Source organism: Burkholderia sp. 4NA327C6 (assembly GCF_005502655.1).
GTDB lineage: Bacteria > Pseudomonadota > Gammaproteobacteria > Burkholderiales > Burkholderiaceae > Burkholderia > Burkholderia contaminans.
In genome coordinates this window covers 73427-90704 of the sequence record NZ_SCNZ01000019.1, presented here as the reverse complement: position 1 = coordinate 90704, position 17278 = coordinate 73427, and the positions used below count along the sequence as shown (strand labels likewise).

Sequence of the window (17278 nt, the reverse complement as noted above, 5' to 3'; positions counted from 1 at the left end):
AAAAGTGACACCGCAAATCGAAAAAAATCTGGAGGGGGGACTGGAGGGGCTGCCTGCGGTTTCAGGCAGGTGTGGCGACGGCGAGCATCTTGCCGTACAGATTCAGGGAAAACCCGAGGCTTTCGGCCAGTTGCCGGAGCGCGGCCGGCGCGTCGTCGAGCGGAAAGACGCCGCTCACGCGGCGCGACAGCGCGGCCTCCGGAAAACGGATATAGCCGCCGAAGTAACGGCCCAGCGTTTCGATCACGTCCGGCACCGCGCGGTCGAGCACGACCAGCGTGCCGCGTGTCCACGAGAAGATGTCGGCCGACGTTTCGGGCATGCGTGCGATCTGTCCGCCCGACAGGGACCACGCCGATCCATCAGGTACCCGCAAGCGGCGCCCGTGAGGCACGGCAAGGACCGCGTCGCCGCCTTGCACGGCCACGACGGTATGCAGCCGCAGGACGTCCACGCTCACGCGCGCGCGCTCGGTGCGGACCGTGCCGTCGCGGGTGGTCACGACGACAGACAGATGGCCCGCGCGATTCGGATCGGTTGCAACCTGACCGGCGGCAAGATAGAGGTCGGCTTGCTCACGTGCACGGGTATACACCCGCGTGGCCGCGCCGGCCGTGACCGAAACGTTGCCGTCGAACTGGACTCTTTGTGGGACCACATCGCCATTGTGGTAGTCCGCGTCGAGCGAAAACGTCGAAACGAGCTGGCGCGTGGCGATCCCCGCAAGCACGATGCCCCCCAAGCCAGCGCCGGCTTTCAGCAATCGTCTGCGGTGACGCGACGGCTCGTCGAGCGCCCGCCGCACCGCCTCACTCGACGTGCCCTGCAACGGACCCAGCCTGCCGAGCCGCTGCTGCAGCCGCGCCCACGCTTCTTCGTGGGCCGGATCCGCGCGCCGCCATGCCGCGAATGCGTCGCGCTCCTCCTGCGAAATCTCGCCGGAGCGCAGCCTCACTTCCCAGTCAATCGCCTCTTGCGCCACCGGATCGAGCGTGGAGTTACCGTTCATGAGCATCAATCAATCGCGGGCGAACGGCCGTGCCGCAAACGCGGCCCGTTGCCGAGCGGATAATTCCGGAACATGTGTTTCGCGCGGAGCATATCACGCTCTCGCGTTGGCATGCGGCTCCTCAATGTCTGCCGACAGCCACGCACGACATCGCTCACACCAGCCCGTCAGGTACGAGCGGCCCCGATTGGCCAGCCCTCGTCAAGACGTGCTCGAGCGTCATCGAACTTGTCGTCGCACTGCCATCCATCGACCGTTCCATGCGCGATCCCTGGATAACCACTTCATTCCCGACGCCACCGCGGAAGGTGAACCTGCTCGTCTTCACGGCATCCCTCCTGGTCTTGATGAAAACGTCACGCCGGAATTCTCGATTTCCAAATGGGACGGTTTCACAAATCAGGGGCACATGCAGATGCCCGACCCTTCACATTTTGGAAACGGTGCGTACACCGAAACGCTCAACGCGTGCCTCGTCACCTGATCACAATGACCTCATGGCGCACGGGCTTCTCTTATTCCAGATATCCGGGCGCACAGCATAGGCAAACGAGATAGTGGTAATGGAGACGATGCAGGCCCTGAATATTCTTTTCTCCGATGTGGCCGCGCGCCACTTCGACGGCGAGATCGCGCGAACGCTTGGCGCAACGCCTTTCCGCCTGCTGTCGCCTGGCGACGCATCGAGCGCCGAAGCGCATGTCGCATTCGTGAGCCGCGACGTGACGGGCCGCTCGACCAAGCACGACTTGACGCCGGAAACCCGCCACTTCTACGACGCGCTGCGCGCCGCACCGAACCTGCGCTGGGTGCATGCTCATTCCGCGGGCGTCGATCGTCCGATCTTCATCGAGATGCGGCAACGCGGCGTGCAGGTGACGTCGTCTTCCGGCGCAAACGCTCGCACGGTCGCGCATACGGCGCTGGCCGGTCTGATGGCGCTGGCACGCCGCCTGCCGCTGCTGCACGAAGCGCAGCGCGAACACGCATGGCGCCCCTTGCTGCTCGACGCCGCCCCGCGCGATCTCGCCACTCAGACCGCGGTGATCGTGGGCTACGGTGCAATCGGTCAAAGGCTCGCCCGCTTGCTGGATGCGCTGGAAATGACCGTCATCGTCGTACGCCGCGAGGCACAGGGCGAAAGCGTCATCGATTTCTCGATGCTCGATGACGTGCTGCCGCGCGCCGACTGGCTTGTGCTCGCCTGCCCGCTCACGCCGCAGACGACGAAGCTGATCGACGCAAGCCGTCTCGCGCGTCTGCCGAAGCAGGCGCATCTGGTCAACGTCGCGCGCGGCGAGGTCGTGGTCGAAGCGGATCTGATCGCCGCGCTGCGTAACGGTGCGCTGGCAGGCGCCTACCTCGACGTGTTCGAGCACGAACCCCTGAGTGCGGCATCGCCCTTGTGGGATATGCCGAACGTGATTCTCACTCCGCATATGGCGGGACAGTCAGACAGTCAGTACGCAGCCGTCGGCCGCATCTGGCTCGACAACCTCGCGCGCTGGCATCGAGGCGAACCGCTGCTCAACCTCGCGCGCTGAAACAGCGACCGGACGATGGCGCGCCGCTGGCACGCGACACCGGCGTGGATCTGACGCATACGCCATTCCCACAATACAAGGAGACAACCATGCACGAAACGATACCCGCCGACCTCGATGCCGCAACGCGTCCGCTACGTCGCCGCAGCGCGCTGCGATCGATTGCGGGCGGTTCCATCGGCAATCTGATCGAATGGTACGACTTTCACGTTTATACGACTTTCTCCATCTTCTTCGCCGCCTCGTTTTTTCCCCGCGAGAACCGCACCATTCAGTTGCTTTCGACGGCGGCGATCTTCGCCATCGGCTTTCTGCTGCGGCCGGTCGGAAGCTGGCTGATCGGCCTGTATGCCGACCGGCGCGGACGCCGCTCCGCGCTCACGCTGTCCGTCATCCTGATGTGCGCGGGCTCGCTCGCCATCGGCCTGTGTCCGACCTATCCGCAGATCGGCATGGCCGCGCCGCTCGTCTTGCTGCTCGCGCGGCTCGTGCAGGGCTTTTCCCTCGGCGGCGAGTACGGCGCGAGTTCGGTGTACCTGAGCGAGATCGCGAAGCCCGGCCATCGCGGCTTCTACAGCAGCTTCCACTACGTCACGCTGATTCTCGGCCAGTTGCTCGCCACGCTCGTGCAGGTCGTATTGCAGGCGCTGATTCCGCGTGCGGAACTGATTGACTGGGGCTGGCGCGTGCCGTTCATCACCGGCGCGGCGCTCGCGCTGGTGGCGTGGTGGGTGCGCCGCAATATCGATGAAACCCCGGACTTCCGCGCGCTCGGCGAGAAGGACAAGCGCGGCGCGTCGCTGTCGGCGCTGCGCGAGCACTGGCGGCCCGTTTTGCTCGTGTTCGGGCTCACCACGGGCGGCACGCTCGCATTCTTCACCTACACGGTTTATATGCACAACTATCTCGTCAATACGGTCGGACTGAGCCCGCAGACGAGCGCGTGGCTTTCGCTGTCCACGCTGACGCTGTTCATGGTCATGCAGCCGTTCTTCGGCGCGCTGTCGGATCGTATCGGGCGACGCGCACTGCTGCTGTGGTTCGGAATTGGCGGCACGTTCGCCACCTGGCCGCTGCTCACGGCGCTTGCGCGCACACACAGCGCAACAACCGCGTTCCTGCTGCTCACGCTCGCACTGATGATCGTGTCCGGCTACACGTCCGTGTGCTCCGTCATGAAAGCCGAGTTGTTTCCCGCGCGGTTGCGGGCGCTGGGCGTGGGCGTGCCGTATGCCATCGCGACGGCCATATTCGGCGGCACGGCCGGTTACGTCGGACTCTGGTTCAAGAGCATCGGCCATGAAAGCGGTTTCTACCTGTATGCGTCGGCATGCATCGGCTGCACGCTGATCGCCACCTTGAGCCTGCGCCGCAGCGACATGCAAATGCAGTCGTAGGCGACGCACGGCCTGCTCTTTCCGATCAACTTCGACGAGGAATCTCGAATGACCACGCTCCCCGAATTCTCCATTCCATCGATGCGCGAGCAATGCTCCGAAGCCGAATGGAAAACGCGCGTCGATCTGGCCGCCTGCTACCGGCTGACCGAGCTATACGGCATGTCGGACATGGCCGCGAACCACATCTCGGCGCGCGTGCCGGGCGAGGAAGGCGCGTATCTCATCAACGCTTACGGCATGCTGTACGAGGAAGTCACGGCATCGAGCCTGATCAAGATCGACATCGATGGAAATATTCTCAGCAAGCCCGTGTTCGTCGGCATGGACTACGGCATCAATCGCGCGGGCTACGTGATCCACGGCGCCATCCACGAAGCGAACCCCGAACTCGAATGCGTGATTCATACGCACAGCTGGCCGGGCATGGCCATATCGGCGCTCAAGTGCGGGCTGCTGCCGCTCACGCAGACTTCCATGCGCTTCTACAAGATCGGCTACCACGATTACTGCGGCGTGGTGCTGGATGTCTCGGAGCGCGAATCGCTGGTGCGCGATCTCGGCGAGAACAACGCGCTCATTCTGCGCAATCACGGCCTGCTCACCGTCGGCAAGACCATTCCCGAAGCGTTCAACGCCATGCATCGGCTGGAGTTGTCGTGCAGGACGCAGCTCGCGGCCATGGCGTGCAATACCGAACTGAACGCGGTTCCGCACGACGTGCTCGAAGAGACGTACATGAACTATCAGCCGCAGACACGCCGCCCTTATGGTGTGATGGAATGGCCCGCGCTGCTGCGCAAGCTGGATCGCATCGACCCTTCCTATCGACGATGAAAACAACGAAGCCCGACGCAAGGCCGGGCTTCGGTCGCGACGCATCGAAACGGCGTCCATCAGGCCGACGCCGACGCCGACGCCGAAGCATTACGTGCGGCGCCGCGCCGGTATAACCCAGGCTTTCGCACAAAAGGCCGCGAACCGCAGCGAAACCCCTGCCAGTAGCCAGACGCGGCCCAGTCATGCATCACCTGAGTGAGACAGGTGGACACGGCCGGCGTGAAACCGCCAAGCAGCGCCGTCGCAAGACCGAACGCTGGCGAAATACCCGCGACGCGCACTTCCCCCGGCATCACTTCGGTCAGCGCGGCGACCAGCTTTGCCCGCGTCCGCGAAGTTGCCATTGCGAATTTTTCGGGATCTCACCCCCCTTGCAATCGCCGAGCACCGGTCCGAAGGGGCGACCATGGCAAGCGAACGGTTCGTACAGGTGAGCGACAGAAGACGTATCTTCCCTATTGGCCGGCGTCCAGCTGTTCAAACCATGCTCAAGGAAGTTGCAGGCGACTCACTTCGTCGCCGTCTCAACAACCCTGTCCCGGATTGTTATAGTGCCGGGTCAGCAGCTGAACGATTCAACAGCGATGAAAGAGGCCCTACCGCCTCCGACAAATGGCTTCCGATCAACAGTCTCGCGACCGAATATGATGAAACTTGATCTTCAGAGTCTTCGCATCTTTGTTTCGGCTATCGAGTCAAAAAGCTTGACCAAGGCGGCAGAAGATAATGCCCTCGTAACGTCAGGAGCCAGCAAGCGGATCGCCGACCTCGAGAGCCGGCTCGGCGTGGATCTCCTGATCCGCCATGCGCGCGGCGTTCAGGGCACGCCGGCGGGTTTGTCGCTGTATCATCATGCGAAAGCGATCTTGCGCCGCGTCGAAATAGCGCAAGACGTTGTGGCTGAATTTGGAAAGGCAGGAAATCCAAAAGTCAGATTGGCCGCGAATCCGTCATCAATCATCGCGTATATACCTCCGATAACACGGAGATATCTTGCGGAGTCTCCTGCCGCTCGCATCGATCTGCAAGAGCGCTACAGCTACGACATTCCGCGGCTGGTCGCGGAAAATGAAGCGGATGTCGGGATTTATCACGCATTGTCGCCGGCGCCCGGCGTGACGTCCTATCCATTCCGGCGGGACCGCATTGTCCTGGTTACACGCCGAGATCACGCGCTCGCGGTTTTTGATGAGCTGTTCCTGGAAGCTGCCAATTCCTACCCGTTCGTCGGGTATTTTCCTCGGCACACCTATGACGCATTCTCATCGCTTGCCGGACGAGGCTTGTCACGTCCGCTCGATGTCAAAATCGAAGTTGGAAATTACGAGGCAAGATGCCGCCTCATCCAGGAAGGAATAGGAATTGGCGTAATTCCAGAACCAAACGCCTCCCCATATCTGAATCTTTACAATCTGAAGGCGATAAGACTGCTGGACGAGTGGGCGGAACGACAACTTTACGTGTGCGTCGCGAATGATCGAGATTTTTCGGATTATCCGGAGACGAAACGATTTCTTGAATGCCTGTTGGATAAATCCGATTAAAGCGTAAAATCCCGCCCGCAAGCCGTCATTCATGACGGCGCGCCACCATGCCCGTTCATCACGATCGGCCCCGAAAAGTCGGTAGCCGCGCCTTACCGCGCCAAAACCCGCTCCACCAACCTCACGAAATAACTCGCTCCCACCGGCAGCAACGCATCGTTGAAGTCGTAACTGGCGTTATGCAGCAGGCAAGGCCCGCCGCCATGCCCATGCAGGCGATGATCGCCGACCCCGTTCCCGAGGAATGCATAACAACCCGGCTTCTCGCGCAGCATGAACGAGAAATCCTCCGCCGCCATGGTCGGATCGACGGCCGCGTTCACATGCGCGTCGCCCACCAGCTCGCGCATCACCGCCACCGCCACCGCTGTCTGCCCGGCGTCGTTCACGGTAGCCGGATACTGGCGCTGGAAATCCACCTCGCTCTCGCAATCGAAGGCCGCGGCCGTCGCGGCCACCACGGCGCGCATGCGCGTCTCGATCAGGTCGAGCGTCGCATCGGAGAAAGTCCGCACCGTGCCGCCGAGCCAGGCATCGGTCGGCACCACGTTCATCGCCTCGCCCGCATGCACTTGCGTGACCGACAGCACTGCGCCGTCGATCGGATTGCGGTTGCGCGTGACGATCCCCTGCAGCGCACTCGGTACTCGGTGAGGGCTTCGTCTCGGATCTAAAGGCCGGGCCGATGCCGCAGTTCTGCCGGCAGTTCCCCGGGATCCGCGTCAACCTCGACGTGGGCAGCACCAACGATGTAATCCGCAAAATCTCGAACGACGAGGGCGAGATCGGCCTGGTCTACAACCCGCCCGCCGAACCCAAGCTGGTGTCGCGCGCCTCGAAGCGGCAGCCGATGATGGCGATCGTCGGCCCCGGCTTCCCGCGCCGCAGCCACAAGGTGCTGACGGTGCAGCAGCTCGCCGCCTACCCGCTGGCGGCCACCCACCCGTCCTACGGTACGCGGCAGATGATGGAGGCCGTGGAATACGCCGAACGCGTATGGCTCACGCCGAGCGTCACCACCAATTCCTTTGCTATCCTGAATGAGTTCGTGAAATCGGGGCTTGGCATCGCGCTGATGCCAGCCTTCGCGGTGGCGACCGAACTGCAGGCCAAGGAACTGTTTGCGATCGAGATCGCGCATCCGATTCTCGAGAACGCCGAGGCGCACATGGTCACGCGCGTGGGCCGCAAGCTCTCGGTGGCCGCCAACAAGATGCTGCAGATGATGAAGGGGCAGATGCAGGCGTTCCGCCAGGAGCCCTGCCCCGGCTCGCAGCCCTGCTCCTGCCCGCGACGCGAGGCCGCCGCGGACGCAGCCGGGCGCGATCGTTGCGATCCCAATCCAGGCCAGCGTGACGAGCCGGCCGACGCGCACGCCCCGGATCGACGAACTGCCTTTCGAAGGCGGCGCTTGCCTCGCTGCGCTCAATTCCGCAGGAAGTCGACCACCATCCGGTTGAATGCATCCGCATGCTCCCACTGCGCCCAGTGCCCGCACCGGTTGAACACATGCAGTTGAGCGTTCTGCATGCCGGCGATCAGCCGCAGGCCGGTATCCATCGGTACGAACCGATCGTCGCGCCCCCAGATCACGAGCGTCGGCGCCGCGATCTCGCCCAACCGCGGGCCGTAATCGGTGAACTGCTTCGGATTGGCCGCGAGGCTCTTCACGAAGTTCTCGAGGTGATCGCGCCGCGCGAGCATGTTGTCGAGGCGCGCCTTCATCAGCTCGTCGGTGAGCGCGCTCGCATCGTAGACGAACACGTTCATCATCCGCTTCAGGTTCTCGATCGTCGGTTCCCGATACAGGCCCTGCAGCAGCTTGATGCCCTCGGTCGGCATCGGCGCGAAGTTGCTCGGCCCGCCCGTGCCGCCGCCCATCAGTACCAGCTTGCCGACACGCTCCGGGTTGCCGAGCGCGAACGCAACCGCGCTATGCCCGCCCATCGAGTTGCCGAGAATATGCACACGCTCGATATCGAGCACGTCGAGCAGCCCCTTCAGCACGCGGCCGTTGAGTTCCGAGCGCGACGACGTACAGACGATCGGATCGCTCTTGCTCCAGCCCGGGCAGTCCATCAGGATCACGCGATAGCCTGCCGCGACCAGCGGCTCGACGTTGCGGTTGAAGTTCGCCCAGCCGCTCGCGCCAGGCCCCGAACCATGCAGCATCACGACCGTCTCGCCGGTTGGTCCGGCGCCCGTGTCGTTATAGTGGATCCGCAGTTCGAGGTCGCCGTCCTTCACGCGTGCAAACCGGCTCGTCGACGCTTCCGTGATCGGTGATGTCGTCGCAGTCATGATGATGTCCTTTCCGAAAAAATGAATGATCTCGATCGCGGGCCGCGCTCGCGCAGCCCGCCCGAATCGCTACGCGCGCTGCGGCTCGCCCGTGCGCTGCCGCGCAAACGCGCCCACCACCGTCAACGCCGCCACCGCGGCGATCACGATCAGCGGGATGCTCGCCGACACCAGCATCGACGGGCTCTGACCGAGCGCGAACAACTGTCCTGCCACCAGCGGCCCGAGAATCGAACCGAGCCGCCCCACCGCGACGGCCGCACCCACGTCCGTGCCGCGCACCTCGGTCGGATACGCATGGCCGGCCAGCGCATACAGCACCGACTGGCCGCCGACGAGGAACAACCCGCACAGCAAGCCGCCGATCGCCATCGACGTCGCGCCACCCGCGCTCGCCAGCGCGATCAGCGCGACAGCGACGCCGACATACATGCCGATCACCGTGCCGCGCCGTCCGAAGCGGTCCATCAGCGTCGCGATCGCGACGGCCCCGATACCGCCGCCGATGTTGAACATCATCAGCACGACGTTGGCCTGCACGCGTGTCAGCCCCCGCGACAGCACCATCGACGGCAGCCAGTTCATCAGGAAATACAGCACGACCAGCGTGCCGAGATAGCTGATCCACAGCGCGATGGTCGTACGCGCGCGGCCGTGTCGCCACAGCGCGTCACGCACGCCGGGCAGGCCCGCGACATGGGCCGCCACGGTCGACCGGGTCGCCACGAACTGCCGCGACTCGTGCAGGAACATCCCGAGCAGCGGCACCATGACGAGCGGCCCGACTCCGCCGACGTAAAACACGTGACGCCAATTCGCATCGCCTGCGCTCGCGATGCCGATCACCGCGGCGATCGCCGCGCCGAACGGCATCCCGCAGTACATCGCGCCGACCGCCGTGCCGCGCTGCCGCGGGCCCGCCGCCTCCGAGCACAGCGCGATCAGGTTCGGCATCGCGGCGCCGAGCCCGCAGCCCGTCATCAATCGCGCAACGAGCAGGCTCTCGAAGCTCCAGACCTGCGTCGTCGCGAGCGAGAACAGGCCGAACATCGCGACCGACCACATCAGCACGCGCTTGCGGCCGAACCGGTCGGCCAGCCGGCCGCCGAGCGCGGCACCCGGCAGCAGGCCGAGCGCGCCCGCGCTGAACGCCCAGCCCATCTGCGCGACGGCGAGCGAAAATTCCTTCGCCATGCGCGGGCCGGCCACCCCCGCCGATTGCAGGTCCAGCCCTTCGAGCAACGCAATCGCGAGGCACAACATGATCGTCGCGTGTCCCGTGCGTCCATGTCGCGCGGTATCGCCTTCCGTTCGTGACGTATTCATCCAAAGTCTCCAATGATTGATAGGCAGGCCGCTCTTGCCGGCGGCTGTCATGTATCGGACCGCGACGTGTGCGGTCCTGCCGTGCGTTCCTATGCGGCCTCGCCACGCTTCTTCAGATCGAGCGCGACGTCGACGATCATGTCTTCCTGGCCGCCCACCATCCGGCGCTTGCCCAGTTCGACGAGGATGTCCACGGTGCTGATGTCGTACTTCTTCGCGGCCGCCTCCGAGTGACGCAGGAAGCTCGAATACACGCCCGCATAGCCGAGCGCGAGCGTTTCGCGGTCGACGCGCACTGGACGGTCCTGCAACGGCCGTACGATGTCGTCGGCGGCATCCATGAGCGTGTAGAGATCGGTGCCGTGGTTCCAGCCCATCCGCTCGGCCGCCGCGATGAACACTTCGAGCGGCGCATTGCCGGCGCCCGCCCCCATTCCTGCGAGCGACGCATCGATCCGGTCGCAGCCTTCTTCCACCGCGACGATCGAGTTCGCGACGCCGAGCGACAGGTTGTGGTGCGCATGCATGCCGGTTTCCGTTTCGGGCTTCAACACCGCCTTCACCGCACGGAACCGATCGCGCACGTCCGACATCGTCAGCGCGCCGCCGGAATCGACGACGTAGATGCAGGTCGCGCCGTAGCTTTCCATCTTCTTCGCCTCGACGGCCAGATTCTCCGGCGTCGTCATGTGGCTCATCATCAGGAAGCCGACCGTGTCCATGCCGAGTTCGCGCGCATATTCGATGTGCTGCTTCGAGATATCCGCCTCGGTGCAGTGCGTCGCGACACGCACGATGCGCGCGCCGGCGTCGTATGCGGCCTTGAGGTCGTGAATCGTGCCGATGCCCGGCAGGAGCAGCGTCGCGATCCGCGCGTGTTCGACGACGTCCGCCACCGCCTCGATCCATTCGAGATCGGTATGCGCGCCGAAGCCGTAGTTGAAGCTCGACCCTTGCAGGCCGTCACCGTGCGCGACCTCGATGCTGTCCACTCTCGCACGATCCAGCGCACGTGCGATGTCCTGCACGTTCGCGATCGAATACCGGTGTCGAATGGCGTGACTGCCGTCGCGCAGCGTCACGTCGGAGATATACAGTTTCTTGCTCATCGCCGTTTGCTCCTTACGCGCTCACGCGCGCCTGCGCCATGCGTTCGGCGGTCGCGAGCGCGGCGGAAGTCATGATGTCGAGATTGCCCGCGTAGGCAGGCAGGTAGTGTGCGGCGCCCTCCACTTCGACGAACACCGACGTTTTCAGGCCGCTGAATGTTCCCAGGCCCGGAATACGGATCGGTGCGCTCGCCGGAATCTCGTCGAATTGCACTTTCTGCTTGAGCCGATAGCCAGGCACGTACGCGTGTACCTTCGCGACGGTGTCCTCGATCGACGCCTCGATCTCCGCGCGAGACGCGAGGTCGGACAGCGTATAGACCGTGTCGCGCATCATCAGCGGCGGCTCGGCCGGGTTCAGCACGATGATCGCCTTGCCCTTCGCGGCGCCGCCGACCACCTCGATCGCCTTCGACGTCGTTTCGGTGAATTCGTCGATGTTCGCGCGCGTACCGGGGCCCGCGGACTTGCTGCTGATCGACGCGACAATCTCCGCGTAGTGCACCTTCGCGACGCGCGACACAGCCGCGACGATCGGAATCGTCGCCTGGCCGCCGCACGTGACCATGTTCACGTTCGGCGCGTCGATGTGCGCGTCGAGGTTGACGACCGGCACGCAGTACGGGCCGATCGCGGCGGGTGTCAGATCGATCATGCGAATCGACGGCTTGAGCGTGCGCAGCAGCGCTGCGTTGCGAACGTGCGCGCCTGCGGACGTCGCGTCGAACACGAAATCGATCTGGTCGAATACCGGCAGACGCGTGAGCCCTTCGACGCCTTCGTGCGTGGTCGCGACACCCAGTCGCGCGGCACGCGCGAGACCGTCCGAGTTCGCGTCGATACCGACCATCGCCGCGATTTCCAGATGCCTGCCGTGACGGAGGATCTTGATCATCAGGTCCGTGCCGATGTTGCCGGAGCCGATGATCGCAGCCTTGAGTTTTTCGGAAGCCATGCGAGTTCCTGAGTTAAGCCGTAAAAGTTGCCCGGACGCTGCCGAGCCCGTCGATCTGCGCGACATAGGTGCCGGCCTCGCGGACGGCGACCATCGGACCGAGCGCGCCGGTCAGCACCACGTCGCCGGCGCGCAGCGGCGTGCCGAGTTGCACCATCCGGTCGGCCAGCCACACGGCAGCGTTGAGTGGATTGCCGAGGCAGGCGGCGCCGCTGCCCTTCGACAGCACTTCGCCATCGCGGGCGAGCGTCATTGCGCAGCTCGTCAGATCGAGCTGCGAAAGCGGCACCGGACGGCTGCCGACCACGAAGCGCGCGCTCGATGCGTTGTCGGCGACCGTGTCGACGAAGCGGATGTCCCAGTCCCGGATGCGGCTGTCCACCACCTCGATCGCGGCGAGCGCATAAGCGCTTGCGCGCAGGATGTCGACGAACGTGTGCCTGTCAAGCGTGAGGTCGCGATCGAGCACGAGCGCGATCTCCGCTTCGACCTTGGGCTGGATCAGTTGCGCGAGCGAAATCGGCGCGCCGTCGCCGCAAGCCATGCTCGCGAACAACGCACCGAAATCGGGCTGGTCGACGCCCAGCTGGGTCTGCACCGCGAGCGACGTCAGGCCGATCTTGCGGCCGACGATGCGCTCGCCGTTCGCGACGCGCCGGTCGACGTTGGCCTGCTGCACCGCGTAGGCCAGCGTCATCGCGTCGAGCGGGATGCCGCCCGCGGCGGCTTCGCCGCGCAGCGGCGCGATCGTGCTGCGCGACGCCTCGGCTTCGCGCAGTCGCGCGGCCAGTGTCGTCACAAGGTTCGAATCGGACATCGAGGTCTCCTGGAGTTCGGTCACGCCGCCGCCGCGACGGCGGTCGACGACGTGGCGTGCATGGTGGCGAAACCCGCGATCCACTCGGGAATCGCGCGGTAGTAGTCGAGTGACGCGTGATACGGGCCATATGCGGCGAGCGCGGCGAATGCGGCGACCCACGTGCGGATCTCGTGCGCGGACTTGCCGCCGTCGCGCGTGATCGCGTCATTGGTCATGCCGTCCAGTGCGGTCAGTTCGCCGGATGCGAGTCTGGCAAGGAATGCGCGATCCCATTCGGGATTGAGCGGATGCAGCGGACTGTCGCCGGCGGCAAACGAACGGGCGGCGGCCACGGTACGCGCCTGGCGCGCCGCGCGCGACTCGGCTGACGGATGGCGACCGGCGATCAGCCGCTCCGCCACTTCGGCGGTCGCGCCGATCAGTTCCGGTACAGGCGGCTCGTGCGAGATGCCGCCCGAGCCGACCACCAGCACGCGGCGGTCGGTACGCGCGAGATGGCGGCCGATCGCATCGCCCAGCAAACGCGCGCGGCGCAGCGTCGCCATCGGCGGCGCGACAGAGTTGATGAATACCGGGATCACCGGATAGCGATCGAGTCCGCCGGTGAGCACTTCAAGTGCCTGCGCACAGCCGTGGTCGACCTGCATCCGGTACGACAGCGCGACATCGACGTCGGCGGCCAGCACGCCTTCCGCCAGCCCGTGCGCGAGATCGCCCGGCACCGGCAACGTGCCGGCCAGGCTCTTGAAATCACCGATCGCGTCGGCGCGTGCGCCGATGCAGAACGGCGGCATCATGTCGTAGAAGAATCCGTTGAAATGATCGGGGGCGAAAACGACGATCAGGTCGGGCCGGAAACGCTCGACACGTTCGCGCGCGGCCCGGCCGATGCGCTCGACTTCGGCAACCACGTCGGGCGCCGGATCGACGTAACCGTGCAGCGGCGTATGGGACAGACATTCGAGATGAATCGGCATGCTCATGCTCCTGCCACGTGTGTGAGGACATCGCGATCGCACACCGGGCGCGGCGAAGATGGCGCAACGTCGCCGTGCTCGTGCCGCGCGCCTGCCGTCATGCCGAGCTTTTCCGCGAGCGCGACAATCGCCGAGGACACCTGCTGCGGCGCACATACACCCGCGACGAAACGATCGGGACGCAGCAGCACGACCGACTCCGGCAGACGGCTGAACCAGTCCTTCAACCGCCCCGTCACGTCACCGATCGCGAGCACGTCCGACGGCACGTCGTCGGCGTAAGCGAGCTGCGCGTCCGGCTTCGCAACCACGAAGCGGCCGCCGAGCCGTGCCCACGACGCACGCGCCTGCGGCGTCATGCCGAAGGTCGGATCCGCGCCCCAGCCCAGCAGGACGAAACCGGTGCCGATCGCGTCGTCGAGCAGCACGGTGCGGCCGTCGGTCAGCCGCACGCGCGGCTGGATGAACATGCGACCGACCGGTGACGCGGCAAACGGATCGCGACCGTATGCGAGCCGGCCGATCAAGGAATCGCGCTTTTCGCTCATCAGGCCAAGCAGCCGGCCCGGCGCGGAATTGCCCGATCGTTCGAGCACGCGTGCAAACCAGCCGTGCCTGCATGCATGCGCGGGCAGCAGTACCGCGCCCGCCTCGTAACGCGGCATCGGCTTGAAGCGCATTTCGACGAAGTAGCGCTTCACCATCGGGAACAGGTTCAGCGCACGCACGAAGGTGTCGCGAAAGCGCGCGCCGAAACGTGTCGTCGGCGCGAATATATCGCCCGCCACTTCGGAAAGATGGATCATCGAACGCGCATGCGCGCGACGCTCGACGGTATAGGTTTCGAGCAAGCGGCTGTCTGCCAGCCCCCGCGCGACCATCGCGAGCTTCCAGCCGAGATTGTTCGCGTCGCGGATTCCGCTGTTGTAACCCTGCCCCTGCCACACCGGCATGATGTGCGCGGCGTCTCCGGCGAGCAGGACGCGGCCCACGTGAAACGTCGACGCGAGACGCGCATTGTGCGTATAGACGCGCTTGCGGATGTAGTCGACCGCATCCGGATCCGCGACCACCTTGCGGATCAGCGCAGCCATGTTTTCGGGTTTCGACAGTTCTTCCTCGGTCTCGCCCGGCATCACCATGAACTCGAAGCGGCGAATGCCGTGCGGCAGCGCCGCCGACACGTACGGCCGTTCGTGATCGCAATGCATGTAGATGTGCGGCGAGCCGATCGGGTCGTTGCGCACGTCCACGACGATCCACTGGTTCGGCTTCGTGCGCCCTTCGAACGGCACGTTCAGCACGCGGCGCACGAAGCTGTTGCCGCCGTCCGCGCCGACCATGTACGCTGCGCGCACGGTCCGGCGTTCGCCATCCGCATCGTCCACGTCGATGCTGACGCCGTCGGCGTCCTGCGTGAACGATGCAACGCTGTGCCCGAACAGCACCTGGACATGCGGGAAACGCGCGAGGCCTTCGTGGAGCACGCGATCCGCGAGCGGCTGGATGAACGCGTTGCGGCGCGGCCAGCCGAATTCGTCGGTGCGCGGCTCGATCGATGCGAAACAGTGACCGTCCTTCGTCACGAAACGCATCCAGTGATCGGGCGTCGTGTGCGGCACGAGTTCGTCGGCCAGGCCGATCGACTGGAACACGCGCAATGCTTCGTCGTCCAGACCAATTGCGCGCGGGTAATCGATGATCTGTTCGAGCTTCTCGATCAGCGTGACACGCACGCCCTGAAGGCCCAGAATGTTGGCGATCATCAAGCCGACCGGGCCTGCGCCAATGATTGCGATGTCGGTGGAAAGCCGGTCGCGCGGGTCGCGATGCGCGGCTGGACTGGGTGTGGGATTCATGTGTCTCCTTCCTCGCGCGACTCGGTGGTCGCTGCGTATGCCGATGGATACCGGCCGGGGCACGTCGCGGGTTCCGTGTCGCGTCGTGTGGCGGCGGGATGGAGGCAAGTCTAGGGAGCGGCAGATACGCACTCAACAATTTCAACCAAATGTGCAAGGAATGCACGTCGTTGATTTTTAATACATTTTCCGATGAGCAAGTACGCAAATGTCCGAGGATTGTCGCGTGGCCTGCAGGTGCTGCAGGCCCTCAATGCGCTGGAGAACGGTCGCGCGACGAGCCAGCAGCTGAGCGAAGTCACGGGGCTGCACCGCACGACCGTGCGGCGGTTGCTGGAAACGCTGGTGGAAGGCGGATTCGTGCGACGCAGCGAGTCGGACGACACGTTCCGACTGACGCTGCGTGTGCGCACGCTGAGCGAAGGGTTCACCGACGACGAACACATTGCGACGGTCGCGCCGCCGATCATGGCCACGTTGCTGCAGCGTATCGTGTGGCCGTCGGACCTGACGACGCCGGACGGCGATTCGATGATCATTCGCGAGACGACTCATCGGTTCAGCCCGCTGTCATTTCATCGTTCGATGGTCGGGCGCCGACTCCCGATGCTGCTGACGGCGTCGGGCCGCATCTACTTCGCGTCGTGCCAGGACGCGGAGCGCGAAGATATTCTCGACCTGCTGCGCACCGGTGCCGGCGGAGAACAACAACAGCGACTCGCATCGGACGATGCATTCATTCGCAATCTTGTAAGGCGGACACGCGCCGACGGTTTCGGATCGAACCATGGCGACTGGACCGAACAACGCAAAATCGGCTCGCTCGCCGTCGCGGTCAGCGCGCATGATCGAGTGATGGCGGCGCTGAACGTGATCTACCTCGAACACGCGATCAATCCGGCGGACGCCGTGAGACGCTTTCTGCCTTCGCTGCAACACGCCGCGCAGGAGATGACGAGCGCGCTCGATGCACCAGGGAATTAGCCGGGATGGATGGCCGGGCGATATGCCACCGCGATCCCAGCCCGCAGGAATGTCGCAGATCACGTGGAAAACCGGCATGACGCTGCACCCAGGATCAAACGGCCATGCCATCAAGCAACGGCGCCAGGCGCGAAATCGACGTCCGGCGCGAGCACTTGACGATGCTCCCTGTCATCGGGGTACGGGTACGGTCTAAGCCCCCAGGTGCGATCCTTTTTGCAGGTCTACGCGTTCTGCCGCTCCCACATCGCGACCTGCGCGAGTTCGGTCGCGAACGCGTTCGTGTCGAATCCAGGTCTTTCAACCGGCTTTCCGACGATCATTCGGTAGCGATCCGGGCTGCAAGCCGTCGAATATTCTCATCACTTCGTGCGGTTGCTGACCACCCGAAGCAGCGTTGCCGACGCGATTTTCCCGTCATCACCACCGCGCCGAACACGCTCATCGGCCCTCCGGTCCCTAGGGAAAATCCCGAGACATCCTTACAGCGATTTACCTGATGATTCATGGAAGCGTCACGTTTCGGCGATTCAGGTGTCCGCCAAGCTTTCAATTCGCGTCTCGAAGCCGATGCCGCCGCGCGGCAATTGCGATGACCGAAACCTGGAACGGC

At 64.5% G+C, this 17278-nt stretch carries 14 protein-coding genes and 3 pseudogenes; 7 read left to right on the top strand and 10 right to left on the bottom strand.

Annotated features, from left to right (window positions below; all coding sequences use genetic code 11):
* Nucleotides 1-61: 61 nt before the first annotated feature.
* Nucleotides 62-1015 (bottom strand): DUF4880 domain-containing protein, encoded by a 954-nt coding sequence (locus FFS49_RS20470; RefSeq protein ID WP_071335764.1) that lies wholly within the window; start codon nucleotides 1013-1015, stop codon nucleotides 62-64.
* A 181-nt stretch (nucleotides 1016-1196) separates the two neighbouring features.
* Here FFS49_RS20470 and FFS49_RS20465 point away from each other — a divergent pair, with 181 nt between their 5' ends.
* The 4 genes from FFS49_RS20465 (at nucleotide 1197) to FFS49_RS20450 (ending at nucleotide 4787) form a co-directional block, all read left to right on the top strand.
* Nucleotides 1197-1493 (top strand): hypothetical protein, encoded by a 297-nt coding sequence (locus FFS49_RS20465; protein ID WP_137910110.1) that lies wholly within the window; start codon nucleotides 1197-1199, stop codon nucleotides 1491-1493.
* Between the two features lie 226 nt (nucleotides 1494-1719).
* Complete coding sequence (locus FFS49_RS20460; RefSeq protein ID WP_308728602.1) at nucleotides 1720-2553, top strand: D-2-hydroxyacid dehydrogenase; 834 nt, start codon at nucleotides 1720-1722, stop codon at nucleotides 2551-2553.
* Between the two features lie 89 nt (nucleotides 2554-2642).
* Nucleotides 2643-3950, top strand: coding sequence for an MFS transporter (locus FFS49_RS20455; RefSeq protein ID WP_105818440.1), 1308 nt, complete (start codon nucleotides 2643-2645; stop codon nucleotides 3948-3950).
* 48 nt (nucleotides 3951-3998) lie between these two features.
* Entirely contained in the window at nucleotides 3999-4787 is a 789-nt protein-coding gene (locus tag FFS49_RS20450; RefSeq protein WP_039355186.1) for a class II aldolase/adducin family protein, read from the top strand.
* A 59-nt stretch (nucleotides 4788-4846) separates the two neighbouring features.
* Here FFS49_RS20450 and FFS49_RS20445 read toward each other — a convergent pair.
* Nucleotides 4847-5107: pseudogene (locus FFS49_RS20445) on the bottom strand (citrate-proton symporter); the annotation flags it as partial.
* Nucleotides 5108-5434: 327 nt separating this feature from the next.
* On the opposite strand from FFS49_RS20445, the gene FFS49_RS20440 reads away from it, so the two are divergent.
* Complete coding sequence (locus tag FFS49_RS20440) at nucleotides 5435-6334, top strand: LysR family transcriptional regulator (protein ID WP_105818438.1); 900 nt, start codon at nucleotides 5435-5437, stop codon at nucleotides 6332-6334.
* Between the two features lie 92 nt (nucleotides 6335-6426).
* On the opposite strand, the pseudogene FFS49_RS20435 reads toward FFS49_RS20440, so the two are convergent.
* Nucleotides 6427-6984 (bottom strand): annotated as a pseudogene (locus FFS49_RS20435) (M20/M25/M40 family metallo-hydrolase); the annotation flags it as partial.
* On the opposite strand from FFS49_RS20435, the pseudogene FFS49_RS20430 reads away from it, so the two are divergent.
* A pseudogene (locus FFS49_RS20430) lies at nucleotides 6978-7586 on the top strand (LysR substrate-binding domain-containing protein); the annotation flags it as partial. The pseudogenes FFS49_RS20435 and FFS49_RS20430 overlap by 7 nt on opposite strands.
* A 173-nt stretch (nucleotides 7587-7759) precedes the next feature.
* Here the strand turns inward: FFS49_RS20430 and FFS49_RS20425 are convergent.
* The 7 genes from FFS49_RS20425 to FFS49_RS20395 all read right to left on the bottom strand — a co-directional run bounded on the left by FFS49_RS20425 (nucleotide 7760) and on the right by FFS49_RS20395 (nucleotide 15681).
* Nucleotides 7760-8635: an alpha/beta fold hydrolase gene (locus FFS49_RS20425; protein WP_105818437.1), complete on the bottom strand. Its 876-nt coding sequence runs from the start codon at nucleotides 8633-8635 to the stop codon at nucleotides 7760-7762.
* Between the two features lie 69 nt (nucleotides 8636-8704).
* Nucleotides 8705-9961 carry a 3-(3-hydroxy-phenyl)propionate transporter MhpT gene (gene mhpT / locus FFS49_RS20420; RefSeq protein ID WP_137910111.1) on the bottom strand — a complete coding sequence of 419 codons (1257 nt, stop codon included), beginning with the start codon at nucleotides 9959-9961 and terminating at the stop codon, nucleotides 8705-8707.
* Between the two features lie 89 nt (nucleotides 9962-10050).
* Entirely contained in the window at nucleotides 10051-11070 is a 1020-nt protein-coding gene (gene dmpG, locus FFS49_RS20415; RefSeq protein ID WP_105818435.1) for a 4-hydroxy-2-oxovalerate aldolase, read from the bottom strand.
* Between the two features lie 13 nt (nucleotides 11071-11083).
* Complete coding sequence (locus FFS49_RS20410) at nucleotides 11084-12025, bottom strand: acetaldehyde dehydrogenase (acetylating) (RefSeq protein ID WP_105818434.1); 942 nt, start codon at nucleotides 12023-12025, stop codon at nucleotides 11084-11086.
* Between the two features lie 13 nt (nucleotides 12026-12038).
* Entirely contained in the window at nucleotides 12039-12842 is an 804-nt protein-coding gene (locus tag FFS49_RS20405; protein ID WP_105818524.1) for a fumarylacetoacetate hydrolase family protein, read from the bottom strand.
* Nucleotides 12843-12862: 20 nt separating this feature from the next.
* Nucleotides 12863-13822 carry a 3-carboxyethylcatechol 2,3-dioxygenase gene (locus FFS49_RS20400; RefSeq protein ID WP_105818433.1) on the bottom strand — a complete coding sequence of 320 codons (960 nt, stop codon included), beginning with the start codon at nucleotides 13820-13822 and terminating at the stop codon, nucleotides 12863-12865.
* Between the two features lie 2 nt (nucleotides 13823-13824).
* Entirely contained in the window at nucleotides 13825-15681 is a 1857-nt protein-coding gene (locus tag FFS49_RS20395) for a bifunctional 3-(3-hydroxy-phenyl)propionate/3-hydroxycinnamic acid hydroxylase (protein WP_105818432.1), read from the bottom strand.
* 192 nt (nucleotides 15682-15873) lie between these two features.
* Between FFS49_RS20395 and FFS49_RS20390 the strand changes: the two genes are divergently transcribed.
* Nucleotides 15874-16665, top strand: coding sequence for a DNA-binding transcriptional regulator (locus tag FFS49_RS20390; protein ID WP_039355201.1), 792 nt, complete (start codon nucleotides 15874-15876; stop codon nucleotides 16663-16665).
* Nucleotides 16666-17278: the final 613 nt, after the last annotated feature.